Below are 25,995 nucleotides of genomic sequence, written 5' to 3'. Positions count from 1 at the left end.
ACGAGTGATGTCTTCTGGCTTATGCCTCATACGCTTAAATCCATCGTCTTTGACAAACCACGCTTTGCAGTCTTTGCATCGGTATTTCTGTTTTTTACCACATGCATTGTGTCGAAAACCTTTTTTGGCATAATTTGCAGAACTGCATTTTGGACATTTGAACGGCATAGAAATTCCTCTATACCTATTTGGTAACAGGAGTTTTTATAGATGACTTTAATTGGATAATATCACATAGGGATTAGCTTTATATGTACTGTGATTAAATAAGATATATGGCGGAACTTATAGAAACTGTAAAAAGCTTTGAAAAGAAACCACATTATATGTCTAACTTGAGAACTGTGCTTCCAAATGCTCTTAGAAACGCACCATTTTCACTCGATTCTATTAAGGTGGATGAATCCTGGGCGTTTGAACATTTGACACGCAAAGATACCGCATACATAACGCACGGATATCATCGATATCCTGCAAAATTTATTCCTCAATTAGCGCATAGATTAATTGAAGAATATACAAAAGAGGGCGATTTAGTCGTTGATCCTTTTGGCGGTTGCGGAACAACACTCGTTGAGTCAAAAGTCATGGGACGACCATCAATTGCTGTTGATATTAATCCCGTTGCCGTTTTAATCACAACGGCGAAAACCACACCTATTGATCCCGATAAAATTGAAAAAGAATTTTCAAATCTTCAAAATAAATTGGAAGCTTACAACGAAAGTACTAAAGTAAATGTCCCTGAACATGAACGAATTGATTATTGGTTTAAGCCGGAAGAAAAAAGAAAACTCGCTTTTATCTTTACCGAAATTTCAAAAATCAAAGATCAAGATATTAAAGACTTTTTCTTTTGTGGATTTTCAAATATACTCAAAAACTGTTCAATTTGGTTGCAAAAAAGTAATAAGCCAACAAGAGATTTCGAGAAAACCCCGTCGGATCCGATCAAAACATTTTCAAGGCAAATAAAAATGATGTTGCGAGGCAATGCTCGATTATTTGAATCATTATCTGAAAAAGATTATTTAAAAGTGCCGAGCGATGTATTTTGTACGGATGCAAGAACGATTCCTGCAAAAGACAATAGCGTTAGTCTGATTGTTACATCACCACCCTACGTTACTTCTTACGAATACGCTGATTTACACCAACTTACTGCTTTGTGGTTGGAATATGCTAAAGATTTGAGTGATTTCCGAAAACGATTTATTGGCACTTCCTATCACAACAAAAAAGATTTACTGCTAAACAGCTCAATCGCAGAAAATATTCAAAAAGAATTACTTAAAAAAGATAAAAAAACCGCTGAGGAAGTTTCAACATACTTTAGTGAGATGAATCAGGTATTTATTGAGATGAAAAGAATGTTAAAAAAAGGCGGAAAAACCTGTATTGTTATTGGAAATACGAGTTTAAAGGGTGTTGAGATACTTAATGCGGAAGTTTTTGTTGAACAATTACAAAACTTAGGGCTGAAAATTGCCGATATTATAAAACGAGAAATACCCTCAAAAAATTTGCCTTCTGTTAGAGATGAAAAAACAGGTAAATTTGCAAGTATAACCGATAAAAACAAAATTTTTGCTTATCCGACAGAATATATTTTAATAATGGAGAAATAGGGCGCTATGAAAATAAACGATTTGATCAAAATTTACGAAACAAAGAAGCAGAAACATGGTCTTCAAGCATACAGACATATTTCAAATGTTTTGAAAGAAGCAAAAGAACAACACAAAAAGGATTTTACTGGCGATGATCACGAGCAATCTTGGCGTGCTTTCAAAGGTAAAAATTTGGAAAAACTGGTTGAATACATTATCACCGATGAAGTTAGAGCATTGGGATTACAAGTTGTTAATGGAAACGGCCTTGAAAGAACAAACGGATCAAATTTATCAAAAGAATTGAGCTTGGTTAAAAGAAATTTGATTGTGGATTATGGCGAATTTGGCTCGCACTTACCAGATGTTGATTTGATTATTTATAATCCGAAAACGAGTGAGGTTATTGCCGTTTTATCAAGTAAAGTTACTTTGCGAGAGAGAATTGCCCAAACAGGCTATTGGAAAATAAAACTTGCTTCTGATGAGGCAACAAAACATATTAAAGTTTATTTCGTAACGCCCGACGAGGACGGAACGCTAACGGTAAAAAAGCCTACAAAGAAAGGTAGAGCGATTGTTGAAGTTGATACGGATGGAAGCTATGTTTTGAGCGAAACCAATATCGAAGAAAGTAAAAAAGTAAAGATGTTTGATAAATTTATTGAAGATCTAAAGGTTTTAGTAAATGATAAAACAAGATGAACTTCTTCTAGAACCCACAACACTGTGGGATTTTCCAAAACAAAGTTATGGCACTACACAAAAAGGCAATTGTAAATTTAATGGTGTAACTCCCGCAGGCGTTATTTTGAATCTGATAAGTCGATACACAAAAGAAGGGGACTTAGTTGTTGATCCTATGTGTGGAAGTGGGACAACAATCGATGTGTGCAAAGAGGAAAATAGAAATGTAATCGGATATGATATTGCGCCCACAAGACCGGATATAATTCAAAATGACGCAAGAAAAATTCCATTATCGGATAATTCTGTTGATATGATTTTCATAGATTCTCCATACGGTGATAATGTGAGATACTCTGAACAAGCAGAATGTATTGGAAAAATTTCATGTGAAAAAGAGGAATTTTATCAAGAACTTGAAAAAGTCGCTAAAGAACTTCACAGAGTATTGAAAAATGGGAAAGTAGTTGGTTGGGTTATTGGAGACCATTGGAGAAGTAATTCGGGCTTTATCCCTGTTGGGATAAAAATATATCAAATGTTGGAAAAGCACTTTACTCCTCTCGATATTATTTGCCTTACGAGAAGGCACCAAACTTCAAATACTCCTTTATGGAAACAAAGAGCTATAGAACATAATTTTTATTTGAGAGGATTCAAATATTTATTTGTAATGAAAAAAAAAACAGACCCTAAAAAATGCCTTAAACACGGGTGAATGATGATGATGATGATGGAATTGCTGAATATCAAAAAAGAAGAATTATTAGAAAAACTTAGAGCGATCAAAAAACTTGATTGGATTCACACGAACCGATCAAAGAATGACGGTGCGGTTGGAAATACTCTTGAAGATCTTCTTCACATACCTGAAAATAATTTGGCCATTGCCAATACGGTGGATTGGGAATTAAAAACGCAGAGAAAGAGCACGGGGTCATTAATTACCTTATTCCATCAGGATCCTGAACCTAGGAAACCAAAAAGCGTTGTAGCAAACGTATTGCTTCCAAAGTATGGTTGGCCACACGACGAAGCAGGAAAAATGTATCCAAAAGGTGAAATGAGTTTTAGAGCTACATTGACAGGAAATCGATTTACTGATCGTGGTCTTAAAGTAAATGTAAATAGCGTAGGACGAAAAGTAGAGATCTTCTTCGATCCAGAAAAAGTTGATAAACAAAGACATGGAGACTGGTTAACTAATGTACTTAAGTATCATCTGGTAGGTGCAACGGTGCTGGCTTCTTGGGACTTTGATGTTCTAAATAAAAAATGTGCGGGTAAAATTAGAAATACTATCTATGTTATTGCGGATTCAAGAAAAGTAAATGAACAAGAGGAATTTAAGTATGAAAAAATAGAATTGCTTGAAGATTTCGCGTTCAATAATCTTCTTAGGGGAATATTAAACGGCGTAGTATTTGTAGATTTTGATGCCAGAACAGGACATAATCACGGCACCAAATTTAGAATTAAACAAAATAATTGGCCGGCGCTGTTTAGTAAAGTTACTGAAATTTAAGCGCAAGCCAGAAACAACCTATTTAAAAGTATAACGCGCATCCAATCATCATGCCAGAAAAAACATCAAAATTATCCGGATTCTACAAGCTAACGCTTGATGAACGCGCAAAAATCGTTGCTGATTTTGCAGGACTTACGCCAGAGGAAACAAATGCCTTAAAAACAGGAGGACTTCCGCTTGATACTGCAAACCGCATGATTGAAAACGTCATTGGAAAAATGGAGATGCCTCTTGGCATTGCCGCGAATTTCCGGATAAACGGAAAAGATTATCTCATCCCGATGGCACTTGAAGAGCCAAGCGTTGTTGCCGCAGCATCGAATATGGCAAAGCTCGCAAGAACCAAAGGCGGCTTTTCGGCGTCAAGCACAGAGCCTATAATGATTGGCCAGATTCAGCTCATCAATGTCAAAGATCCGAAAGCTGCTAGAGCGGCAATTCTTGCAAAGAAATCCGAGATAATTGCAAAAGCAAATGAAGTCGATCCTATTCTTGTAAAATTCGGCGGAGGTGCACGTGATATTGAGGTAAGGATAATCGACACTGAAAAGGGACTTATGTTAATTGTCCATCTTCTTGTAGACTGCCGCGATGCTATGGGTGCAAACGCGGTAAACACAATGTCAGAATCAGTAAAACAAACTCTTGAAGAAATTTCCGGCGGAAAGGCACTTATTCGAATAATTTCGAATCTTGCGATATACCGGCTTGCTCGCGCAACAGCAGTTTTTGATAAAACAGAGATTGGCGGCGAAGATGTTGTGGACAAAATAATTCTTGCATGGGCATTTGCAGACGCAGATCCATTCAGAGGCGCAACGCATAATAAAGGCATAATGAACGGCATTGATTCAGTAGCGATTGCTACGGGAAATGATTTCCGCGCAATTGAAGCAGGCGCGCATGCCTACGCAGCATATTCAGGAAAGTACACCATTGCAGAGCTGTTTCCTGTGAAAACGAAATGTCGTGGAGAGAATGATTACGCAGAAGATTCCGGAAAGTATGGAAAATACAAGACGCTTCCGGGAAAGTACAAAACGCTTACAAAATGGTCAAAGAATTCAGACGGGGACTTGATTGGTGAAATCGAGCTTCCGATAGCTGCAGGAATAATTGGCGGAGCAACAGGAACAAATCCGATTGCAAAGACAAATCTCAAAATTCTTGGCGTGAAAACTGCGCGCGAGCTTTCCGAAGTCATGGCATCAGTCGGGCTTGCGCAGAACTTGGGCGCGCTAAAGGCGCTTACAACAGAAGGCATACAACGCGGGCATATGGAATTGCATGCGCGCAACATTGCGATAATGGCTGGCGCAGAAGGCGTAGAAATCGACAAAGTGGTTGACGTTCTTGTTGCTGAAAAAAAGGTGCGAGTGGACAGGGCAAAAGAAGTTTTGGACTCTTTAAAAAAAATGTGAGTTAGCACTAATTTTTTCTCCAAGTACAACGCTTTAAAAGTATCCGTAGTCATTTACTCGTGGTGCTTTTGCATCATTTAAACAGGTATTTTTATATGCGGCGGAGAAACTCTTGATAATCATAAATCTTTTAATACGGGTGAGTATAAACAAAAAGAAGACGATCTCGCTTTAGAATTTGAAATTTCAGCACCAAATAAATTCGTATATTCGCCGCATCTCGATCCGGATTATTTGAAAGATACTTCAATAGGTCGGGATTTTAATAATGTGCCTCATGAAACAAAAAATGACCCTTTTGTTAATGAATTAAATGATTACCCTCAAACAAGAAAATACTAGATGGGTCGTTTAACCGCTTATTGCCCGTTTTATACCCTCAAGATCCTTAACAATTGCGCGCTCTTTTTCTTCTGCTTTGCCGCGCAAAAGGATAATTATCGCAACAACAATTGTGCTTGCCAGAATCACTGAAATCCATTCTAATAAAGTGAGTCCGGTTGTCTCAAAAATTGACTGAAGCAAGGGATGTTCTATTGCAAGAATTGCAGCTATTGTTGCCAAAACAACCATAAAATTCAAAGACTTGTTTGAGAATGCATGCTTTATGCTTTGCACGCCATCAATCTTTATGCCGTAGGCAAATATTATCTCCATTGCCATTAGCGATGCAAAAGCTACGGTCTGGCTTTTAAGCAGATCTTCGCCAAAATAAAAATAATTTATTGAAAAAAACCCGAGAACTGCAATTGTGAAAATTGTGCCGTTATAAATTATTGATTCAAGAGTGCTTCGGTCTATCAAAGGCTCGTCTTTTTTCCGTGGATTCCTGTTTATAACCTCGTGTTTTGCAGAGTCCATGCTCATTCCCATACCCGGAAGGTCATCAGTCACAAGATTTATAAAAAGCACCATCAGCGCAGTAATCGGAAGTGGAATTCCAATGAGTATTGCAGTTACAACCACACACATTTCTGCGTAAGATATCGAAAGCATAAATCGCATAGCATTCTTCAGGTTATTATATGTCGAGCGCCCCTCTTTTATCGCTGAAACAATTGTATTAAAATTATCGTCAAGAAGTATTATGTCAGATGCTTCTTTTGCGATATCCGTCCCTTTAAGGCCCATACTTATGCTGACGTGCGCTTTTTTCAGCGCGATTATGTCATTCACGCCATCACCTGTCATTGCAACAACGTGTCCTTTTTTTTCAAAAGCCGCAATTATCCGCAGCTTATGCTCTGCAGTCACCCGAGCATAAACAGAAATTCGCTCCACAATAGATGAGAATTCTTCCTCAGACAATTTGTCAAGCTCGGAGCCTTCCATAACAAGCTCGTTGCTTTTTATCAGGCCAATTTCGCGGGCAATTGAGGTTGCTGTTGTGATGTGATCACCAGTTATCATCACGGTTTTTATGCCTGCTTTTCTGCATGCTTCAATAGATTCTTTTACGCCGTCACGAATAGGATCCTGGATTCCTGCAAGACCGAGAAAAATGAGATCTTTTTCATCAGCGATTTCGTCTTTTACCCTTGGCATTTTTCCTGAAGGCAATGTCTTATATGCAATCGCGATTACACGAAGCGCTTCTGAAGAAAATGATTCATAGGTTTCGATTATTTTCTCTTTTTCTTTTTTTGAAAGAAGTGTTATCTTGCCGTCTTTTTCTATGTGGGCGCAATTCTCAAGAAGATAGCCTGGCGCGCCTTTTGAAAACATATACCTATCGCCGCCTTTTATATGGATCGTACTCATGCACTTGCGCTCGGATGTGAATGTCAGCTCTCCGGCGCGCTCATATTCAATACTCAGCTGATCCTCCGAAAGGCCTGCCTTTTTGCCAAGAACAATGAGGCTCCCCTCTGTGGAATCGCCCATTACGAACCATCCGTTATCTTCCTTTTTCAGGCGCGCGTTGTTGCACAGCACTCCTGCAGTAATGAAGCGATTCAGCGTCTCATTATTTTTTGCAGTAATTTTTTTACCATTCAAGATAAGCGCGCCTTCAGGACTGTATCCCGTACCTTGAACACCGATAATCGAATCATTCGAATAAAGTTTAGCAACCGTCATCTCATTTTTAGTCAGTGTTCCTGTCTTATCAGTGCATATCACACTGACGCAGCCAAGAGTTTCCACAGCGCCCATTTTTCTTATAAGTGCGTTCTTTTTTGCCATTGCGTGAACGCCGTGCGAAAGGCCGATAGTCATTATTATTGGAAGGCCTTCCGGAATCCCGGAAACTGCCACTGCGATGCTCACTATAAGAATATCCTCTATCGGCGCTCCTTTTAGCACTTGAAACACAATCATGAAAATGCCAAGAACAATAACTATTGCAGAAAGCTTCTTACCAAAATCACTAACACTTTTCTCAAGAGGCGTTTCCTCGTCTTGCGGCACTTCTTTTGCTATTTTTCCTATCTCTGTCCTTTCCGCTGTGTGCGTGACTATTGCGCTGGCATTACCTCCTGAAACATAACTTCCCATAAAAAGCATGTTTTTCCGGTCTGCAAGCGGCGTATCCTCAGAAAGAACGCAATCCCTTTTCAAAACAGGATTGGATTCACCAGTCATAGATGATTCATCCACATAAAGCTCGCTTGAGCGGACAATCCTTGCATCTGCAGGAACCTTATCTCCAGCCTCAAGAAAAATCATGTCACCTGCAACAAGTCCAATTGAGGAAATTTCGGCAATTTTTCCGTTGCGAAAGACCCGGACACGCGTCACAACCATATTTTTTATTGACTCAAGAATGTTCTCTGCCTTGTACTCCTGATAAAAACCGATAAGCGTAACAACAAATATCATTCCAAGTATCGCATATGCCTCAATCATCTCGCCGATAGAATATGAAATAACTGAAGCAAATGCAAGAATCGCGATTACCGCGCTTTTGAACTGCCTGGCGTATATATCAAGCGCTGTAATTTTCTTTTTTGTATCTAGTGTATTCGGGCCGTTTTTCTGCAACCGTTTTTCTGATTCACCGGAAGAAAGCCCGCACGATTCGTGGGAGCTAAGATGCTTTACAACTTCCTTTGCCAAAAGCGCGTGGGGTGGTTTTTCGTGAACGTAAAGCATATTGTTAATTGGGTATTTGTCATTATATGCGTTTTTTGTTCAGCCGGTATATAATAGAATAGGGTATTATCATTCAATATCCGAAGATATTAATATTGATCATTCATTCAGTTTCTTCTTTATTTCCTCTATCCGCTTCTCCATATCATCCAGATTATCTTTTGAAGCAGGCATTTTGCGCGCTTTTTTCTTTTTTTCAGGAGTTTTTATGGCTGGCTTTTCTGCCGCAATCTTTGCAGCTTCGGTTCCATGCGCAGGTTCTTCATATTTCGGATTTTTGCCCACCTGCCTTTTCTTTATTGCAAACCACGCCATAGCCAATATTGCGGCAGTAATAATGTAAGCAAAATATGCATACAACCGATAATTCTGCAATGATTTAGATGATTCTGTTTTTATCTGCCCGCCGACGCCGAGCGATGCGTCTTGGACACCGTCAAGATAGAGCTTCAGCCCGCTTTCGTTGGAGTATGCCATGGCAAAGTAATGCCATATATTATCTGAAAGAATAGTTGCGCCCTGCGTTTCATGCCAGCCGGTTCCATTATATATTCCGCCCATAATCCTCGAATTATTGATATATAACCTGTATGTGCCGGACCTCTCAAGAATGGTGTAGTTGCCGGAGTTTGCCGGATTTGCCCACAGTTCGACAGACACTTTATTAAGACGGGAATTCCCGGCGCGCGCGAGAAAAAAACATACGCACTCACGCCCGAAGGCAAGGCGTTTGTAAAGCGCATACTAATGCATTTCGACGATCTTGTTGATTTTGCCGTAGAGCCGAGACTTACGGTTTGCGCGCATTGCGGCTGCAAAGTGTTTGAAGGGGGGCATCGCGAAAAAATCAAAGGAAAGGATGTCGTTTTCTGCTGCGTTCATTGCGCAAAGGCGTTTAGAGGATAATTTCATTTATTGCTTCGAATCGCCAATTCCCACAATCTTAATCTTGAAATTCAGCGCCTTTCCTGCAAGGGGATGGTTAAGATCAATTGAAACCGATTCGGCATCGACAGCCACTATCTTTACAGGCACTTGCATTCCGTTTGGCAAGCCGACCATCAGAATCATTCCGATTTTCGGCTCCTGGCCTTTCGGAAGCTGAGCTTTAGGCACTTTCCCGACCATCTGCGGATTGTATTCTCCGTAAGCGTCTGCCACTGAAAGCTTGACATTTTTTTCTTCGCCTTCTTTCATGCCGACCATTGCGTTTTCAAATCCGGGAATTACCTGATTCGCGCCAATCTGAAACTCAAGCGGAGTGCCGTGGCTTTCCGAATTGTCAAAAACAGTTCCGTCTTCAAGGGTTCCTGTATAATGAACTTTTACAGTATCTCCATGCGTTACAGCCAATTTTGCACCACCATTCTCTGCCGGCACTTCAGCGTCACCTTTTTTTATAGTCAATTCTTCTTTTAAATCTGTTTTTACATCTGCTTTTTTTGGAGCCATTGCATCAACTCGATCTATTAAATCACAATATAAATTGAATAATAAATTCGCTCATATCTTTATTAAACAAATATTTCAGCCATTCGAAGCAGTTTTCTAATCAGCTACCGTAAAGCTTCCCCGAAGCATGCCCATTCCGCAGCTCCATGGAACAATGCCAGACCTTGTTGGCGTAACTTCTACAGTCTACCCGCCCAGCACTATCCAAAAATGCATTTTCTATATATGTGTACCTTACCATGTATTACTATGCCTGTTAAAGTTCCTTACCACCACCAGAAGAACTGCTATTTCTGCGGCCCCACCTGCCTTAAGATGGTTCTTGAAACGCTTGGGATCAAAAAAACAGAAGATGAAATCGCGCGTATTGCAAACACAAGCGAAAAATGCGGCACGCACCATCAGGGAATGATTGATGCTTGCAAAAAAATCGGGTTCTCATGCTTTGTGCATGAAAATGCAAATATGGCAACTGTAAAAGCATTTTTGAAGGCGCATCTGCCGGTGATAATTGATTGGACCGACAACATCAGCGAAATCGGGCATTACAGCGTGATGATTAAAGTAACTGCAAAAAATGTGTTTTTCTGCGATCCGTGGTACGGCCCGCGGCATGAAGTAAACAAAAAGGTTTTTGAAGAATTCTGGAACGACCGCCTGACAAGGGGAAATAGATGGATAATGGCGGTATTGCCGCGCGATGTAAAAATCGCGCAGGAAATTAGCTTAAAGGTGAATGATGCGAATGTTCTTGTCAAATCGGGAAGGGTTTACCAAACACATGCATCAAAACCGTATTCTAAAGATAAAATTTAACGGCTTCAATAAACTCCATAATGGAGTATATAATCTCAGTCGTTCATAAGATATGTGTGGTTGACCCACCCATAACCCATTCCTCGTCTTCCATAGGTGACTTAAATGATAGGACCAAAACCAGCGAAAAAAAAATAATTGAGTAATGGTTATTATTTAGTTGATCATTGAGTTTATTTTGCGCCTCTTTCATTGGAGGCGCTTTGTTCTTCCATCATTAAATTATTTAAATTACAACTATGGATTATGCGCGCCGCTACGTTTTATTTTACTATGTAGAAATCAACCTATCTCAAAACGTATCCTATCTTTTATTCTATAAGATATTTTCCTTTTCCATAACCTTAACATCATCAACAAATACTGTCGGCTTTAATATAATTGCATCCATGTGATTATTGCTCCTCCACTTTGCCCCTGTCAGGCTTCCGTGCGGGTCTCCGAATGCGATATGGATGCTTGGAAATTTCTCGTCCTGAAGCAGATTGCCTGACAAATTTTTTAGGAATAAGTTAGTTCCGAATGCGAACTCTCCTACACGGCTTGAATTTTCGTCCGTTGTAAAAACGAGTTCAGTAAATTTGTCTTTTATTTCCTTACGCGCACATGATACGCTTTCTTTTTGTGCAAAGCCGTCTTTGATTTCAATTTTCATAGGGTGTTGTGTCAAAATTCCCAGAAATTCTATACTGCCATCAACAACAACTACGCCATCAACATTTTTTGGCGCAGTCAATACCTCTCCATCAGGCAAATTAACCCATTTTCCGGGTCTTGGAATTCCGTCAAACACAGCCCATTTATAGCCGAGAGTTACAGTAATATCAGTTCCTAAATCGGTAATAACGCGTATTTTCTTAGCATTTTTAACAATGCGATATATTTTCTTTGAAAACTTGCCGATTTTTTCATAATCTGCATTCATCCCGTCTTTTAACAGCGATTCGTCTATATCGACTAATGCAGCCATGCGCGTCCGGCTTTTAGTAACTGCGCCATTCACCGGTTCATAAAGTACGGGCATATCACCATAAATGTACTCGGTAATAACGAATGCAGCATCGGATTTTTTGATGTCTTCAAGAATAAATGGCGGTATTTTAAAAGGCCGTTTTCCGTAATCATTAAGTGTGTATGTCTTAATATTGGGCGTTATTTTCTTTACGGCATCGGCAATACGCGCCGCAACTGCCTTTATTTTATTGTCTGTGAGTATTACCACATTTTCATTTGGTTTTATCTTTACGCAGGAATTAACGGTTTGGTAAACTCCGTATTCAAGAGCATCAAGCAAAAATGATTCACCGATAAATTTTGTAGAAAAGCCAAGTTTTTGATAGTATTTTTCATTGATGCTGCCTTCTTCAGTATACAAAAACACTATTTCAGCTTTATTCTTAATCGAATCCGCAATCGCATTTATTGTTAAAAGAGCCCCGATTCCTTTTTTTCTTTGAAACGAAACAACTCCAACATTAGTGATGCATCCGAATTTTTCTGAATAAAACAGGGTTGCAATGCCAACCGCAATCCCGTTTAAAAGCCCTAAATAATGAATGGTGGTTTTTCCTTTTAGCGGATTTGTAAACGAATTAATAAGGCATTCTCCGTATTCTTTTGGAAGCGCTCCATAAGGTTCGTTCAGAGTTGCGCCGCCATACGCCTGATGAAAAACATCAATAAAGAGTTTCATTTCTTCTTTTGTCTTGACTTGCTTTATTATAAAATTTTCAAGCGTTTTGATTTGTTTTTTTTGCCCCTCATAAAACATCCAAGCATCTCTAAATGCTAATTTAAAGCCAATTAGTTTTGCATACTCTGCAAGATTCTTCGGCTCAGTAAACGGCGTGATATACAATTCAGGCTGCCTGTTTTTTTCTTTGTAAAAAGCGATAATTTCTTTTATTAACGCGCCCTTGGTTTTTTCATCTGCATTGATTTTAGTCGCATAATTCCAATACATATCACTGATTTTGTCGCTCCATATAAGGCGTGCGCCGCGGATTTTCTTTGAGCCTGAGAAATAGCACCCTGTCTGAAAATCATAATGCTTGTTTTCTGCTTCGCGCATGATTTCGTCAGTTATTTTTGGCATAAAAATACCTATGCTAAGGTTTATTTAAATAACTTTTTAGCCTGCGGATAGTTTAGCTGTTTTCATCTACGTGCTTGCATTTTATGTTTCGCCTTTCTATTTAAATCTTTCTTTTCAATTAATGGTTCTATGGTTTCTAAAAAATCAGAATCGGATGTTGCGCAAAACAAAGCAGACAGGCACCTTCCGGAAATGAACATCGGAATTGTCGGCCACGTCGACCATGGAAAAACCACGCTTACTCAGGCGCTTACCGGAAAATTCACAGACGAACATTCCGAAGAGCTGAAGCGCGGCATTTCAATTCGCCTCGGTTACGCAGATATGGAAATAAGAAAATGCCCAAAGTGCGAGAGCATTAAAGCATACACCACAATGCCGAAATGCTTAGAACATGAAGTTAATACCGAATATGTCCGTGCCTTGTCTGTAATCGACTGCCCCGGACACGAAACATTGATGGCGACAGTGCTGACAGGAGCATCTCTTATGGATGGCGCGCTTTTGGTAATCGCGGCAAATGAACAATGCCCGCAGCCGCAAACTGCAGAGCATCTAATGGTCTTAAATATCGCAGGAATAAAAAATATAGTTATTGTGCAAAACAAAGTGGATCTTGTTGATGAGGCACAGATGCGAAAAAACTACGGCCAGATAAAGGCTTTTATCAAAGGCTCGGTTGCAGAAAACGCGCCGATAATTCCTGTTTCTGCGCAGCATCAGGCAAACATTGATGTTCTTCTTGCAGCAATAACTGATATAATACAGCCAAAGCCGCATGATTCGAATGCAGACCCTATTATGTATATCGCGCGAAGCTTTGATGTAAACCGGCCCGGAACCGATATATCTGAACTTGTCGGCGGCGTGGTCGGAGGAAGCCTTGTGCGCGGGAATCTAAAAAAAGGCGACAAAATAGAAATACGCCCTGGTGCAAAAAAGGAGAGTAAATGGGTTCCTCTTAAATCAACGATTGTAAGTATAAATCAGGGCAATGCATCGCTTGATGCCGGAAAACCCGGAGGGCTTCTTAGTGTCGGAACTCTCTTAGATCCGTCTCTAGCAAAATCAGATAACCTTGTTGGAAATGTTCTTGGGCTTGAAGGAAAACTCCCCGCCGTATTCAATAATTTAAAGCTTGAAATGCACACTTTTGAGCGCCTTGTTGATGCAAAACAGGTGAAAAATGAAGTAAAGCAAAATGATGCCTTGCTCATGAATGTCAATACTTCAAGAACGATTGGAATTTGCACAAAACCCGGAAAAGTTGCCGAATTCCTACTAAAAATTCCGGTATGCGCATCAATCGGGGACAAAGTCGCGCTATCGCGCCAGATAGAAAGCAAATGGCGGCTCATTGGTTGGGGCGTAATCAAGCAATAACCCCACAAACATTCAATTGCGATTTCTTATGAACGAAATTCAACAGAAAATTAAGGCAATCATGGAAAAAGAACTTTCCGGCTCCGCGCACAGTATGGACCATGTAATGCGCGTCCATGATTTATGCATGCATCTTGCAGACGCAGAGATGGCTGCAAGAGCCGAAAGCAAGCGAACGGAGATTGCAGATGGCGAAAAAGATGTTGACAAAGATGTCCTTGAAGCCTCAGTTCTTCTTCACGATATCGCGCGCGTTAAAGAAGCCGGCGACAATACTGGAAATACTGATCACGCAGTTCTTGGCTCTGTCATGTCTGAAAAAATACTAAAAGAGCTTAACTTCCCTCCTGAAAAAATAGAGAAAGTAAAACACAGCATAGCATGCCATCGCTTCAGAACCGGCAACGAGCCAAAGACAATAGAAGCAAAAATACTTTTTGACGCGGATAAGCTCGACACGCTCGGAGCAGTCGGAATCGCGCGCCTTTTCATGGTTGCCGGAGAACATGGCGAAAAAATATACGTAGATACGCCAATTGAAGAATATATAAGCGATAATCTTGTCGGCGGAAAGCCGAACGGAAGAATAAAAAACCCGTCAAAACACTCGCCAAACCTTGATTTTGTGACAAAAGTCATACACATACCCGACAAATTATATACTCAAAAAGCAAAAGAAATCGCTAAAGAAAGAATGGGTTTTATGCAAGAATTCTTCGAAAGATTGAAAAATGAGGTTCATGGAAAGAGATAGCCTAACAAAATAAGAGCCTTTTTATACCTGTCCGCACAAATTCATTCTATGAAACAGGCAATAATAATTCGCGCAGATCTGAAAATGACAAAAGGTAAGCTTGCCGCGCAGGCCGCGCATGCATCCCTTGAATCGTATAAAAAAGCAGATTTCGATTCGGCAGAATCATGGGAATCCGAAGGCCAGAAAAAGGTAATATTGAAAGTTTCTGGCGAAAAAGAGCTAATAGATGTTTTTATGACTGCAAAAAAGGCGAAAATTCCCGCAGCATTAATCCGCGATGCTGGAAAAACACAGCTTGAGCCAGGAACTGCGACATGCGTTGGTATCGGGCCTGAAGATGATGATAAAATAGATGCTGTTGCAGGAAAACTAAAGCTTCTTTAAAATGGTGAAACTATCATGTATTTCTCTGATATTGTTTTCTGGGCAGTGTATTTCTTTTCGCTTTATGTCTCGGTTTTTCTTCTTATCACTTTTTTTGAGAAACGTCCGCCTCCAAAAAGGCTCGATACGATTCCTTCGGTAAGCGTTATAGTGCCTGCATACAATGAAGAAGAATCCATAGGAAAGACGCTTGAATCGTTAATGAACTTAGATTATCCAAAAGATCTGCTTGAAATAATTGTAGTCAACGACGGCTCAAAAGACAAAACCCAAAACATTGCCGAGGGTTTTATGCAAAAGGAACATCATTTTAAGCTGCTGCTAATCAATCAGAAAAATTTGGGAAAAGGCGCAGCTCTAAATGAGGGAATAAAACGCGCAAAAGGAGATTTTGTAGCATGCCTTGACGCAGATTCTATGGTGAGAAGCGACACGCTAAAAGAAATGATGCGATACTTTTACGAGGGGGATATTGCCGCGGTGTCTCCGCTAATGAAAGTGTATCAGCCAAAAACAATTCTTCAAAGGCTTCAGGCATTAGAGTATCTGCTCTACGGATTTCTCAAATGTATTTTTTCAAGCATGAACAGCATTCATGTTACATCCGGCCCTTTCAGCATTTACAGAAAAAGCGCGATACAAAAAATAGGAGGCTTTGACGAAAAAACAATTGTAGAGGACCAGGAAATATGCTATAGAATACAAAGAAACCACTACAAAATCCTGCAAAGCACTACGGGTGAAGTGCTTACAATAGCGCCTAAGAACCTATCAGAACTCTACAATCAAAGATGCCGATGGTTCAAAGGTTCGGTAATAACAATATACCAGTACCGCGATATGTTATTAAATAAAAAATACGGCGATTTCGGAATTTTCCAGCTTCCAACACTTGTAATGGGGCTAATATTGCCTTTTATAACGGTCACTCTTTTTTTCAAGTATTTTATATCGCCGATAATTACGAAAATATCAAATCTGTTTCTGCTGAACTTTAATATATATATTCCACGATACACTGCTGTAGAACTCAAATCGCTTCTTCTAATGTATGACTACACGAAGATATTCATAATAATTCTGATATTTGCAATAGGCATTTACTGGATGCTGAAGGGGTTTAAAAATGGCAGTGAAAAGCTTTCAGCATACCAGATAATCCCGCTGCTTTTATATTTTGTGGTATACTATATTATCCTATCGTTCATCTGGGTGGGCTCGATGTTTGAGCTTCTTGTTTTAAAGCGCGTAAAAAGATGGTAATTTTAAGAAATTATAAACTAAAAAGATGGTAATATGCAGGCTGAAATGCGAAATCTAAGAAAAGACAAATACGCAGTAGCTCTGGTTATTACAATCATGGTATTTACGCTCGGCTTTCTTCTTGGAAACTTCTTTGACGATTATAAACGGGGCTATGTTCAGGAAGTTGTAAAGCAACAAGAGCTTGAATTCACGAGCTTGCAGCTTCAATATCTTTATCTTGAAAGTATACAGGGGACGGAAAAATGCCCTACATTATACCAGACGCTTGAAAACAACATAAGAACGCTTGCGCCGACGCTTAATCAGATGCTGGATTATGAAAAAAGCAAAAACGTGAACAGCACGAATTACCTGTTTCTTAAAAGGCAATATCTTCTTTCAAACCTTAAGTATTGGCTTCTATCCGAAGAATTCAAAAAGACATGTAGTGGGGATTCTGTAACCGTCCTTTATTTTTTCAGCAACGATTGCAAAGTCTGTCTTGAGTCCCAAGGAGTCATTCTTTCAAACCTTAAGCAGGCCTTTGAAAACAAGATACTCATATTTGCGATAGACAGCGACTTCATAAATGAGCCGATGGTAATACTTCTAAAAAATAAGTACAACATAACCAAGTACCCTACGCTCATTATAAATGATAAGAAAGTTGAACAATTCCTGACACGCACTGAACTGCTCAAAGAAATATGTCCGCAATACATTGACAAAGAAAATCAAACCGAATGTTCCGGATATTATTGATATCAAAGAATCCATAAAACGCCAATAAAACCTGCGGATATTTATTAGATTATGTTTTTATATCTGATTTCATCCAATAATATCTCACATGCATCCCGAAAATAAGAAATACGTGATAATTTTTTACATAGCCCTGATTCTATTCATAGCGCTTCAAATCCTTACTCTATACCACAATAATCCGTTATGGTGGGATGAAGCAGTTTATATCGGAATGGGAAAATATATTTTTTCCGGATGTTCAATAGGGTTCTGGGAAGAAATAAGGCCTCCCATAATGCCTCTTTTCTCTGGAATTCTTTGGAAACTCGGATTTGATCCGCTGTCTGCAGGCCGCACTATGGCAATGCTTTTTTCTGCAGGCACAATCGTTCTTACCTATCTTATTGGAAGGCGCGCATTTGGCGAAAAGGAAGGCATTACTGCGGCAGTGCTTCTTGCTTTCACGAAAATATATTTCTATTTCAGCACGCTTCTTTTAAGCGATATAATCTCGCTTTTCTTCGCAATGGCTGCCATATACGCATACATCTCGATAAAATCAGAAAAATCAATGTTCATCACAGGCATATTTGTATCGATGGCATTCCTTACGCGATTCCCAATGGCTGCGGTTGCGGCGGCAATAGCGGTTTCAATCATAATATCAGAAAAATACGGCAAAAAAGGCGCGTTTAGTTTTGAAAGCACCCTTAATAAAATATATGATTTTATGTCGGGGGTGCTGTTTTTGGTAATTCCCTACCTTCTCATAAATGAGTATCTTTACGGCTCTTTTGCAAAACCATTCATTTCCGCGAACAAAAACATAACAAAAATATATTCCTGGCTTTATGATTTGGGATATGGATTCTATTTTAATGAACTGTGGATTCAAAGCACATTTCTCGCATTTACTGCTATCGGAATAATCTATTTTGTGGCAGGAAAACTCTGGCAGGATAAAGAAAAACTGCCTGTTTTTGTAGCCGGGCTGTTCCTCATAATCTATTTCACGCTCCTGAACCACAAGGAAGCCAGATACATGCTGGCTTTCCTCCCCTATCTATTCATCATCGCAGCATACGGCTTTTTTGAGATTCTGCGAATGTTTGAAAAAGCGCCGTACAAGCAGATTGCCTCAGTAATTTCGATAATCTTCTTGTCAATAACTGTATGGAATCTCGTTCTTGTAGATATTGAAAGGGCGAAGGAAGTCGGAAATATTTCAGAATTCGAGAAAACATACTCGAAAATGGATTTCGGGAAAGGTCCTTTATTTTCCTCAACGCGAAACATAGTGGTTTATTCGGACCTAAAAATAACGCCGATATATTACTCGCTGATTTTCACGCAGAACAATTACGACGCAATACATGATGAAACAGGATATGCGATATTCAATTCATGCGATTTTCCGTGCCCGGAAGAGGATATTGAATGCTCGAATACTATAAAGGCATTTGCAAGAGACATACAAAAAAACAGCAAAACGATTTACTATGGAAATGACTCCAAATGCGATTATTATATATTCCAAAAACAAAAGGTTGTTTGATGCCCCAAAATATTTCGATAATAATCCCTGCATATAATGAAGAGGCGCGCATAACCTCAACACTTAAGGCATATTCTGAGTTTTCGAAAGCATCTCGCAAAAACGGGCTTCTTATCGAGCTGATTGTTGTATGCGACGGCTGTCTGGATAAAACAGCAAAAATCGCAAAGCGCTTCAAAAACGTCAAAGTTCTTGAATTTGCCCGAAGGCTTGGAAAAGGCGGCGGAGTGTTTGCGGGATTTAATGCCGCGAGTGGCGATTATCTCGGATTTGTTGATGCGGATAATGCAGTAACGCCGGAAGAATATGAAAAGCTTATCTCCGCAGTCATAGAAAGCGCGGATTGTGTAATAGCCTCGCGAAAAATCGAAGGCTCAAGAATATTCGAATCAAGAGGCGAGATGCAAAAATTTGGAAGCAAAGCGCTTAATTCGCTTGCCAAACTGCTTTTTGGCCTCGAAATTCACGATACTCAATGCGGAGCAAAGATTTTTTCGCGCGAAGCTATCGAAAAAATAATGCCTGCAATGCGCTCAAGCAGCTTTGAATTCGATATCGAAATGCTCTGGCGCATAAAACACGCAGGATATTCGATAAAAGAAGTGCCGATAATCTGGCGCGGAAAAAAAGAGGCGAAATTCAGCATGCTTGAATCCCCGAAGATGTTCTTCAATCTCGTTCTAAGAAGGCTTGGCGCTTAATCAATTATGAATTTAAGCTTTGCACTACATAATAATAACGGGGAGAACTATGAAAGTCATCTCGTTCGCTGCTCGCGAACTCGAAACTTTTTCGACATAATGTCGAAAAGCCTAGAGCAAGCGAAAGCTTGCGAAAGGATTTCATTTTTTCTAAGTATGTGGGTGTCAAAAATGAAAATTAATATAGAAACTTACGGATGCGAAAGCAATGTTTCTTCTTCTGAGACAATTGCAGGACTGATTGCAGAAGCTGGCCACCAGATGGTGCCTTTTGATTCGGCGGAAGTCATAATACTTAACACATGCGCGCTTCAGCTATCAACTGAAAACAAGATTCTTCGCAGGCTATCAGAGCTTAATATGCAAAGAAAACGCGTTCTTGTAATGGGCTGCCTAACTGAAATAATAAAAGAAAAAATCGAGGAAGTGGCACCGACTGCAAGCATTGCTGCAGTCAGCTCAACAGCACATGTTGTTGAAATACTTGAAAAGATGCAGTCAAACACACGGGTCCTCAGATTCAAGGACAAGCCCATTCAGCTCATAAATTCTCCGAAACTGAAAATAAATCAGTATGTTGCAATAATCCCCATATCTGACGGATGCTCGGAAAACTGCTCATATTGTATTGATGCGATAACGCGCGGCATATTGATAAGCAACGAACCGGATAGAATTATCCGCGAAGTGCAGAATGCTGTGGCTTCCGGGGCAAGGGAAATACATCTTGTTGCGCAGGATGTTGCAGCTTATGGAAAAGATAATGGCTCGCGCCTTCCGGCACTGCTTAGAAAGCTCACATCAATTCCCGGAGAATTCAGAATAAAGCTCGGCTCAATGAATCCTACAAATGTTATGCCGATACTTAAGGATTTGATTCTTGCATACAACCACCCGAAAATCTACAAATATTTGGAAATTCCGATGCAATCGGGCTCGAACAAAATACTTGCAGAAATGAAGCGCGAATACACCGCAGAACAGTACAAAAACATTGTTGCGGAATTCAGAAAAGCATACTCGAACACAACAATAGCAACAGACGTCATCATAGGCTTCCCTGGCGAAAGCGACGAGGATTTCGGAAAAACTATCGCACTGATAAACGAAATAAAGCCGGATGTTCTCAAGGCATACAATTATAGCGTAAGGCCGCTGACAAAAGCAGCCTCAATGCCGGACCAGATACCTTCTTGGAAAATAAAGAACCGCTCGGATGAAGTGAAAACACTTTCAATGAAATATGCGGATATGAAAAACGAAGAATGGCTCGGCTGGAAGGGAGATGTCCTTGTAACTGAAATGGATGACGGAACGCCAATCGGCAGGAATTTCGCGTACAAACCTGTGCTTCTGAAAGAAGGAAAATTAGGCGATACGGTTGTAGCGGAGATTGAACAAGCAAGAAGCGATTATCTTGTATCAAGATGATACCCGAAAATGGGTATGGCTGAATCAAAAGAATCCGAAATGGGTTCCATTAGTTTGAGCTTATAAAATTCTTCCGATAAATAACAGTAGATTCTATGGCAGAAGAGAGTATTTTCCGGGAAGATTTGGATATTGAACTAATCTCGGAGAAACACAAAAATATTCTCGAAACCTTCAAAACTGATAATACAGAACTCAAGCAATTCCTGATAGAAGACGCCCTAGGAAATCAGGAAATGGGCATATCCTACACATACCTCTGGTTTTACAAGAAAAATAATGAGCTTGTTGCATATATTACGTTGCTTGCAGATGCTGTACGGGTTCATGGAACCTTTCTCGGACAGACTTTTCTGGACAAGGGTGTAGAATACAAAACTATGCCCGCGTTAAAGGTAGGCAGACTTTGCGTAAGCAAGGATTATGCAAGACGTGGAATAGGCACGCTAACAACCGATTTTGCCATAAAAAAGCTCGTTGCAATAAATGAGCAAGTAGCCATAGGGTGCCGGTTTCTCATCGTTGATGCAAAGAAGGATGCAGTACACTTTTACAAGAAGATGGATTTTGCCGTCCTGAAAGCAAGAGAAAAGGGCACTTTGCCCATGTATCGCGATCTGCTGAACCTGATAAGAATTAAGCGCGAATAAGCTTAGAGCTTAAATGCCGCTATGCGTCTCGCTAATTCCCTGTCCTTTTCCGTTATCGGGCGTGTTTCTTCGATGCGCATTCTTCTCAAAAATTCGGCTGCGTCCTTGCCCCTTAATGTCGGTGTTGCTCTGATTGGCTTTGCCATTTATATCACGTTATTAGTATCTTATTATAATGTATGGCAGAATTTAAATAGGCGTTTTTGGTGGGTGAAAGCCCATCCACCAATAATTCTTAAAATAACCTGCTGATTAGCGCACCCCCTCATATATCATTAAGTTACATAGGTACTTAAATACTTCTAAGTACAATATGCTAATAATAAATTTTGTTATTCATATTTTAAAACATAATAGTAAAGTTTAAAAAGGTTATAATCAAAATAGTGAATGTGATAACATGGCATTAACTGAAACAGAGAAAAAAATAGTGATGGAAACCCGAGACGAACTTCAGCGTCTCGCGAAAAAAATACAGTCCCTACTTGATGAAAAATCTTCAGTAGAAGTACCTGATTGGATGCGCGACCGCGTGGAATTATGGGGTAGAATATACAATCGCGGAGGGGTTGTATCCGACGAGCAATTCCGAGAGCTTTGGTGCACTAAAATGGGGAAGGATATAAGGGGCGCTGGCGGCTTTTACGTGGGAAAAAATCCTTCGCTGATTAAACTAACTGACGGAAAAACTGCATTAACACAATCCGCGGATAAATTCTGTCAAGAAATGCTCGGTTTGCCTCTTTCGGAAATGGCAAAACAATTTTCAGAAAAGAAAATATAATATTGGTGATTTTATGGACGCGAAAAAAATCAAAAAATTTATCGAATTGTATAATCTGACGAAAACCGTCATAAATAATGACGTTTGGGTGCCAACAAGAACAGATAAAGAGATTGAAGACCTTATTAGTCCTGACGATGAAAGAGGTGAGGATTGGATTGGATTCGATTTGAATGGTTCTCCAAAGGAATCGTTAAAAGCATCTGCTGAGCCGAATATATATGTAACTATCAACAAAAATGCTCAAATCACCATTGGACTGGCTTTTGATAAAGTGGATTCTGTAAAAAAATTAAAAAATATATTGACTGACATTCATAATGCTGAGAGAAAAGATTTGTTAACTAAATTATCAAAATTAGGGCCTAATTGGAAAACTTCAGTTGATGAAAAGGTAAATGATGTATATAAGGATAAACCGAAATACCTTCCGTCCGAGTTTACCATAAAGTCAAACGAAATAAATGAAGCCAAGATTAAAGAAATGTTTGCAGAATGCGTAAGATTGTTCAAAAAGGGTGCTGACAATAGAACGAAACGTAAAGAAAATAAAGAGAAACCGAGTCATGGTCCAAATGTGAATCCTAGCACAAAACTACCATTTAGGATAAATCCAAGCATACACCTGATAGAAACATCATTTCCTCAGCATCCATCTAATGAGGAATTCAAAACAAACATACGTGCGGCATTTGAGGTGCTCGAAATATGCAAGAAGATTAAGTCGGAGTCAGAAATGAAAAAAATGTTAAAGGATGATGTAAAAGAACTAAAAGAATTAGAAAAAGAAGTGCCCTCATTGACGCGAGCTAAACGAATTTGGGACAGCCAGAAATCTATCGGAAAAATTAGTACTGAACAATATGATGGTGCACTTTCAAATCTTGAAACTAAAAAGAAAAGACTTGAAGAATTGCAAGAAAAACAAAAAAGTTTATAACAAACTCGTGCATAGAGACAGTTATACTACTCAAGCCAATTAAAGAGGGATTGTATGAAATCAAAGCAAAATCTGTTAAAAGATGTCGTTTCAAGCAAGCGGCTGATGCGAAAGGAACTTTCCTTTGTAAAGAAGAATCCGGAAATGCGCAATGTGATAACTATGACAAAAATACAAAAATCATTAATATGTCCAGTGTGCAAGATAAAAATACATTTGGACAGAAATTTGAGAGAAGAAGAAAAATATGTCGATTTCTATACACACATTGAAGAGTGGCATCCTAAAGAAGCAAAAGAGGCTATAAATGAGATTGAAATTAAATTTTTAAAAGAAAGAACAATCGAAATCGAACCAGAAACAAAGAAAGCGTTCTATTCATTAAAAAAGGAAGCGGATACTTTAAAGAGAGATGCCGAGAAATTAGGGACATTCAAAGAGAAAATATTTTTTTACCCGCTTGGAGACAGCCCTAAAAAACTGAATGATGATGGTTTCATTAGGCATTTACTTTACCTCCAAAAGAGGCAAATCAAAATGGTAAAGAAGATTTACAAGGTATTTGGCAAGCGTAAGAAAGTAAAGTCATCGATGTAAAATCCCCTAGGTCGTCCGCCCCTTCCCGCGCGCCTAACTCTACTACCTCAGCCTCATCGCATCCATATTTCCTGGAACTTCTGTATCAATCCTGAATGTCTTGTGAATGGCGCTTGCAAGATTCAAGGACTTTGAAACCTCTCCATGATTGACTATGATTTTTTCTGGACGCGCCCTCAAATGCGAAACAAAATTCATCAACTGGTTCCTATCAGAGTGCCCTGAAAATCCTTCAACAGTCTGAATATCCATTTCAAGTCGCATTGACTTCATGCTTCCGTCACTTCCAGGTATTGGAATATCTCGGAAACCGCGCTGTATTTTTGAGCCAAGTGTGCCTTCTGCCTGATATCCGACAAAAACAAGAGTGTTCTTTTTGCTGTCGCCAAGCTCGCGGACGTATTCCATCACAGGCCCGCCAGTCATCATTCCTGATGTCGTTATTATAACGCCTGATTCAGGGCTTTCTATAACCGCTTTTCTTTCGTTCGAGCCGGTCACTTTCTTGAAATGCTCACCCACAAATGGGTTTATATCGTTATGAAATATCTGCTTTTGAAGTTCGCGCGACAAAAATTCGGGATATGTTGTGTGTATGGCAGTTGCATCCCAAACCATGCCGTCAAGATATACGGGAACATCAAGAATGCCCTTTCTCGCGCATTCTGCAAGTATTACCATGATTTCCTGCGATCTTCCAACGGAAAATGAAGGAATTATCACCTTGCCTTTCTCTGCCGAAACCCTCTTTATTATGTCGATAATTTTTTGTTCGCCAACCTGCAGTTGTGGAACGATATCCCCCTGCGCGCCATAAGTGCTTTCTATAACAAGACCTTCAACACGCGAAAAGTTTGTAAAAGCCGGCTCAAACAAGTGTGTCCTGCCGAATTTTATGTCGCCTGAATAAACGAGATTGTAAAACCCTTCACCTATATGAAGGTGCGTTATTGCAGAACCAAGAATATGCCCGGCATTCTGAAAAGTCAACCGCATGTCTGGCGTTATATCACAGACTTCGTTGTAATCCAAAGTTATTGAATGCTTAATGGCATTCTTGATACCTTTTGAGCTATATGGCGATCGGCCGTGTTCGCGCTGGGCGATGTCTATATAATCAAGCTGAAGCATCGTCATCAAGTCTCTTGTAGGGAGCGTCGAATAAACAGGACCTTCATAACCGTATTCATAAAGATATGGCACAAATCCCGAGTGGTCAAGATGCGCATGAGATACTATGATCGCGTCAAGCCTGCCAAGATCAAATTCAGGAACATCTATTGATGGATGGGCATCTATATTCGACATGCCTTCCCCACAGTCCAAAAGAACTCGGCTCTCTTTTGTCTGCAAAAACAGGCACGATCTTCCGACTTCCCTAAATCCGCCTAAAAATGAAAGCCTTACCCAGCCTTCTTTTGCGCCTTTTTTCAGCTGGATTTTTTCGCCGATTTTTGTCAAGAATTTTCTTCGGTATTTAGCCTCTTCATGCACGATTTCCCGCGCTTTATTGACAATATTTGAAACGAATAGCGGAACTCGCTGTATTTCAGGGCTCCAGACGGTCTGTTCTTTTATTGCGCGCAAAGTTTCCCCTGCCTTGCCTATTACAACACCCGGCTTTTGTGCATAAATTATAACTTTGCCGAACTCCGGCTCAAATTCTATCTTCTCAACAGCAGCTTCTTTTGGAACCAGCTCTTTTATTTTCGATTTTGCAGATTCCTGCTCAGTGCATATTTCCGGGTCCGGCCGAACATCTATTCTCTTATGAATTTCAGAAACAAGTGCCTTTATTTCATCTGAGCTCTCAACGAAAAACTTCTTGCTTTTCGTATAAAGCACAACTTCAGCGCCTTCAAATCCTGCGCTAGTTATCATCGCTGCCTTTGGAAGGCGTTCGATTAATTCTTTTAGTTCCATTTTAAACCATCTCATTTAATTTGGGTTTGAAAGCTTGATGCGAAGCATCAAGATTTTGGACCATTCCTCATTTTCCTTGGGTTCAAAAGCTTGAAAGCGCGTTATGTGCAAGCTTTCATGACGTGTTTCACCAGTTAATAGACTTATTTGTTGCCGGCTATTTCTGCATTAGAAACTAATGCCATAAATATAGCATAAC

At 39.8% G+C, this 25,995-nt stretch carries 25 protein-coding genes; 19 read left to right on the top strand and 6 right to left on the bottom strand.

From position 1 onward, the window contains the following. The first annotated feature begins 275 nt into the window (after positions 1-275). Genes KKB09_05880 through KKB09_05860 form a run of 5 tightly spaced genes read left to right on the top strand, consistent with a single transcriptional unit; the run spans position 276 to position 5,246 of the window. Positions 276-1,628: a site-specific DNA-methyltransferase gene (locus KKB09_05880; protein MBU4300719.1), complete on the top strand. Its 1,353-nt coding sequence runs from the start codon at positions 276-278 to the stop codon at positions 1,626-1,628. 6 nt (positions 1,629-1,634) lie between these two features. Beyond that, complete coding sequence (locus KKB09_05875) at positions 1,635-2,315, top strand: DNA modification methylase (GenBank protein MBU4300718.1); 681 nt, start codon at positions 1,635-1,637, stop codon at positions 2,313-2,315. Further along, entirely contained in the window at positions 2,299-3,015 is a 717-nt protein-coding gene (locus KKB09_05870) for a methyltransferase domain-containing protein (GenBank protein MBU4300717.1), read from the top strand. Before KKB09_05875 ends, KKB09_05870 begins: the two co-directional genes overlap by 17 nt. A gap of 15 nt (positions 3,016-3,030) precedes the next feature. Continuing rightward, positions 3,031-3,822 carry an MvaI/BcnI restriction endonuclease family protein gene (locus tag KKB09_05865; protein MBU4300716.1) on the top strand — a complete coding sequence of 264 codons (792 nt, stop codon included), beginning with the start codon at positions 3,031-3,033 and terminating at the stop codon, positions 3,820-3,822. A gap of 50 nt (positions 3,823-3,872) precedes the next feature. Continuing rightward, entirely contained in the window at positions 3,873-5,246 is a 1,374-nt protein-coding gene (locus KKB09_05860; GenBank protein MBU4300715.1) for a hydroxymethylglutaryl-CoA reductase, degradative, read from the top strand. Between the two features lie 351 nt (positions 5,247-5,597). Here the strand turns inward: KKB09_05860 and KKB09_05855 are convergent, their stop codons facing one another. Then, complete coding sequence (locus KKB09_05855) at positions 5,598-8,339, bottom strand: HAD-IC family P-type ATPase (GenBank protein ID MBU4300714.1); 2,742 nt, start codon at positions 8,337-8,339, stop codon at positions 5,598-5,600. A gap of 99 nt (positions 8,340-8,438) precedes the next feature. Then, complete coding sequence (locus KKB09_05850; protein ID MBU4300713.1) at positions 8,439-8,999, bottom strand: hypothetical protein; 561 nt, start codon at positions 8,997-8,999, stop codon at positions 8,439-8,441. Between the two features lie 87 nt (positions 9,000-9,086). On the opposite strand from KKB09_05850, the gene KKB09_05845 reads away from it, so the two are divergent. Further along, the gene (locus KKB09_05845) at positions 9,087-9,245 is read left to right on the top strand and encodes a hypothetical protein (protein MBU4300712.1); all 159 of its coding nucleotides are present in this window, start codon (positions 9,087-9,089) and stop codon (positions 9,243-9,245) included. A gap of 6 nt (positions 9,246-9,251) precedes the next feature. On the opposite strand, the gene KKB09_05840 is transcribed toward KKB09_05845, so the two are convergent. Further along, complete coding sequence (locus KKB09_05840) at positions 9,252-9,791, bottom strand: peptidylprolyl isomerase (protein MBU4300711.1); 540 nt, start codon at positions 9,789-9,791, stop codon at positions 9,252-9,254. 249 nt (positions 9,792-10,040) lie between these two features. Here KKB09_05840 and KKB09_05835 point away from each other — a divergent pair, with 249 nt between their 5' ends. Continuing rightward, a complete protein-coding gene (locus KKB09_05835) occupies positions 10,041-10,607 on the top strand; it encodes a C39 family peptidase (GenBank protein MBU4300710.1) in 567 nt (188 codons plus the stop codon). A 316-nt stretch (positions 10,608-10,923) separates the two neighbouring features. Here KKB09_05835 and KKB09_05830 read toward each other — a convergent pair whose 3' ends face one another. Next, positions 10,924-12,702 carry an aminopeptidase gene (locus tag KKB09_05830; protein MBU4300709.1) on the bottom strand — a complete coding sequence of 593 codons (1,779 nt, stop codon included), beginning with the start codon at positions 12,700-12,702 and terminating at the stop codon, positions 10,924-10,926. A gap of 129 nt (positions 12,703-12,831) precedes the next feature. Between KKB09_05830 and KKB09_05825 the strand changes: the two genes are divergently transcribed. The 9 genes from KKB09_05825 to KKB09_05785 all read left to right on the top strand — a co-directional run bounded on the left by KKB09_05825 (position 12,832) and on the right by KKB09_05785 (position 21,552). Next, a complete protein-coding gene (locus KKB09_05825; GenBank protein MBU4300708.1) occupies positions 12,832-14,085 on the top strand; it encodes a translation initiation factor IF-2 subunit gamma in 1,254 nt (417 codons plus the stop codon). Between the two features lie 28 nt (positions 14,086-14,113). Continuing rightward, positions 14,114-14,839, top strand: coding sequence for an HD domain-containing protein (locus KKB09_05820; protein ID MBU4300707.1), 726 nt, complete (start codon positions 14,114-14,116; stop codon positions 14,837-14,839). A gap of 48 nt (positions 14,840-14,887) precedes the next feature. Next, positions 14,888-15,226: a peptidyl-tRNA hydrolase Pth2 gene (gene pth2, locus KKB09_05815; GenBank protein ID MBU4300706.1), complete on the top strand. Its 339-nt coding sequence runs from the start codon at positions 14,888-14,890 to the stop codon at positions 15,224-15,226. 15 nt (positions 15,227-15,241) lie between these two features. Continuing rightward, complete coding sequence (locus KKB09_05810; GenBank protein MBU4300705.1) at positions 15,242-16,489, top strand: glycosyltransferase family 2 protein; 1,248 nt, start codon at positions 15,242-15,244, stop codon at positions 16,487-16,489. 33 nt (positions 16,490-16,522) lie between these two features. Continuing rightward, positions 16,523-17,233 (top strand): hypothetical protein, encoded by a 711-nt coding sequence (locus KKB09_05805; GenBank protein MBU4300704.1) that lies wholly within the window; start codon positions 16,523-16,525, stop codon positions 17,231-17,233. 88 nt (positions 17,234-17,321) lie between these two features. After that, positions 17,322-18,770 (top strand): glycosyltransferase family 39 protein, encoded by a 1,449-nt coding sequence (locus KKB09_05800; GenBank protein MBU4300703.1) that lies wholly within the window; start codon positions 17,322-17,324, stop codon positions 18,768-18,770. Then, positions 18,770-19,471: a glycosyltransferase family 2 protein gene (locus KKB09_05795; GenBank protein MBU4300702.1), complete on the top strand. Its 702-nt coding sequence runs from the start codon at positions 18,770-18,772 to the stop codon at positions 19,469-19,471. The genes KKB09_05800 and KKB09_05795 overlap by 1 nt, the downstream gene beginning before the upstream one ends. Before the next feature lie 171 nt (positions 19,472-19,642). Next, the gene (locus KKB09_05790) at positions 19,643-20,902 is read left to right on the top strand and encodes a tRNA (N(6)-L-threonylcarbamoyladenosine(37)-C(2))-methylthiotransferase (GenBank protein MBU4300701.1); all 1,260 of its coding nucleotides are present in this window, start codon (positions 19,643-19,645) and stop codon (positions 20,900-20,902) included. Between the two features lie 95 nt (positions 20,903-20,997). After that, on the top strand, positions 20,998-21,552 hold the full coding sequence (locus KKB09_05785) for a GNAT family N-acetyltransferase (protein MBU4300700.1): 555 nt from the start codon (positions 20,998-21,000) through the stop codon (positions 21,550-21,552). Positions 21,553-21,554: 2 nt separating this feature from the next. Here KKB09_05785 and KKB09_05780 read toward each other — a convergent pair whose 3' ends face one another. Next, a complete protein-coding gene (locus KKB09_05780) occupies positions 21,555-21,698 on the bottom strand; it encodes a hypothetical protein (GenBank protein ID MBU4300699.1) in 144 nt (47 codons plus the stop codon). Positions 21,699-21,952: 254 nt separating this feature from the next. On the opposite strand from KKB09_05780, the gene KKB09_05775 reads away from it, so the two are divergent. Genes KKB09_05775 through KKB09_05765 form a run of 3 tightly spaced genes read left to right on the top strand, consistent with a single transcriptional unit; the run spans position 21,953 to position 23,873 of the window. Beyond that, positions 21,953-22,336 (top strand): hypothetical protein, encoded by a 384-nt coding sequence (locus tag KKB09_05775; GenBank protein ID MBU4300698.1) that lies wholly within the window; start codon positions 21,953-21,955, stop codon positions 22,334-22,336. Between the two features lie 13 nt (positions 22,337-22,349). Continuing rightward, on the top strand, positions 22,350-23,276 hold the full coding sequence (locus KKB09_05770; protein MBU4300697.1) for a hypothetical protein: 927 nt from the start codon (positions 22,350-22,352) through the stop codon (positions 23,274-23,276). A 54-nt stretch (positions 23,277-23,330) separates the two neighbouring features. Further along, positions 23,331-23,873 (top strand): hypothetical protein, encoded by a 543-nt coding sequence (locus KKB09_05765; protein MBU4300696.1) that lies wholly within the window; start codon positions 23,331-23,333, stop codon positions 23,871-23,873. Between the two features lie 42 nt (positions 23,874-23,915). On the opposite strand, the gene KKB09_05760 is transcribed toward KKB09_05765, so the two are convergent. Further along, on the bottom strand, positions 23,916-25,811 hold the full coding sequence (locus KKB09_05760; protein ID MBU4300695.1) for a beta-CASP ribonuclease aCPSF1: 1,896 nt from the start codon (positions 25,809-25,811) through the stop codon (positions 23,916-23,918). Positions 25,812-25,995 lie beyond the last annotated feature (184 nt).

The sequence above is a fragment of the Nanoarchaeota archaeon genome (genome assembly GCA_018897155.1).
Taxonomy (GTDB): domain Archaea; phylum EX4484-52; class EX4484-52; order EX4484-52; family LFW-46; genus LFW-46.
Note: the sequence above shows the minus strand (reverse complement) of the source record. Positions and strands in the feature narration are given on the sequence as shown.

Excerpts from the sequence above, each read along its gene's own strand:
- KKB09_05880 (MBU4300719.1), top strand. The coding sequence starts at position 276 with ATGGCGGAACTTATAGAAACTGTAAAAAGCTTTGAAAAGAAACCACAT.
- KKB09_05875 (MBU4300718.1), top strand. The coding sequence starts at position 1,635 with ATGAAAATAAACGATTTGATCAAAATTTACGAAACAAAGAAGCAGAAA.
- KKB09_05870 (MBU4300717.1), top strand. The coding sequence starts at position 2,299 with ATGATAAAACAAGATGAACTTCTTCTAGAACCCACAACACTGTGGGAT.
- KKB09_05865 (MBU4300716.1), top strand. The coding sequence starts at position 3,031 with ATGGAATTGCTGAATATCAAAAAAGAAGAATTATTAGAAAAACTTAGA.
- KKB09_05860 (MBU4300715.1), top strand. The coding sequence starts at position 3,873 with ATGCCAGAAAAAACATCAAAATTATCCGGATTCTACAAGCTAACGCTT.
- KKB09_05855 (MBU4300714.1), bottom strand. The coding sequence starts at position 8,339 with ATGCTTTACGTTCACGAAAAACCACCCCACGCGCTTTTGGCAAAGGAA.
- KKB09_05845 (MBU4300712.1), top strand. The coding sequence starts at position 9,087 with ATGCATTTCGACGATCTTGTTGATTTTGCCGTAGAGCCGAGACTTACG.
- KKB09_05840 (MBU4300711.1), bottom strand. The coding sequence starts at position 9,791 with ATGGCTCCAAAAAAAGCAGATGTAAAAACAGATTTAAAAGAAGAATTG.
- KKB09_05835 (MBU4300710.1), top strand. The coding sequence starts at position 10,041 with ATGCCTGTTAAAGTTCCTTACCACCACCAGAAGAACTGCTATTTCTGC.
- KKB09_05830 (MBU4300709.1), bottom strand. The coding sequence starts at position 12,702 with ATGCCAAAAATAACTGACGAAATCATGCGCGAAGCAGAAAACAAGCAT.
- KKB09_05825 (MBU4300708.1), top strand. The coding sequence starts at position 12,832 with ATGGTTTCTAAAAAATCAGAATCGGATGTTGCGCAAAACAAAGCAGAC.
- KKB09_05820 (MBU4300707.1), top strand. The coding sequence starts at position 14,114 with ATGAACGAAATTCAACAGAAAATTAAGGCAATCATGGAAAAAGAACTT.
- pth2 (MBU4300706.1), top strand. The coding sequence starts at position 14,888 with ATGAAACAGGCAATAATAATTCGCGCAGATCTGAAAATGACAAAAGGT.
- KKB09_05810 (MBU4300705.1), top strand. The coding sequence starts at position 15,242 with ATGTATTTCTCTGATATTGTTTTCTGGGCAGTGTATTTCTTTTCGCTT.
- KKB09_05805 (MBU4300704.1), top strand. The coding sequence starts at position 16,523 with ATGCAGGCTGAAATGCGAAATCTAAGAAAAGACAAATACGCAGTAGCT.
- KKB09_05800 (MBU4300703.1), top strand. The coding sequence starts at position 17,322 with ATGCATCCCGAAAATAAGAAATACGTGATAATTTTTTACATAGCCCTG.
- KKB09_05795 (MBU4300702.1), top strand. The coding sequence starts at position 18,770 with ATGCCCCAAAATATTTCGATAATAATCCCTGCATATAATGAAGAGGCG.
- KKB09_05790 (MBU4300701.1), top strand. The coding sequence starts at position 19,643 with ATGAAAATTAATATAGAAACTTACGGATGCGAAAGCAATGTTTCTTCT.
- KKB09_05785 (MBU4300700.1), top strand. The coding sequence starts at position 20,998 with ATGGCAGAAGAGAGTATTTTCCGGGAAGATTTGGATATTGAACTAATC.
- KKB09_05780 (MBU4300699.1), bottom strand. The coding sequence starts at position 21,698 with ATGGCAAAGCCAATCAGAGCAACACCGACATTAAGGGGCAAGGACGCA.
- KKB09_05775 (MBU4300698.1), top strand. The coding sequence starts at position 21,953 with ATGGCATTAACTGAAACAGAGAAAAAAATAGTGATGGAAACCCGAGAC.
- KKB09_05770 (MBU4300697.1), top strand. The coding sequence starts at position 22,350 with ATGGACGCGAAAAAAATCAAAAAATTTATCGAATTGTATAATCTGACG.
- KKB09_05765 (MBU4300696.1), top strand. The coding sequence starts at position 23,331 with ATGAAATCAAAGCAAAATCTGTTAAAAGATGTCGTTTCAAGCAAGCGG.
- KKB09_05760 (MBU4300695.1), bottom strand. The coding sequence starts at position 25,811 with ATGAGATGGTTTAAAATGGAACTAAAAGAATTAATCGAACGCCTTCCA.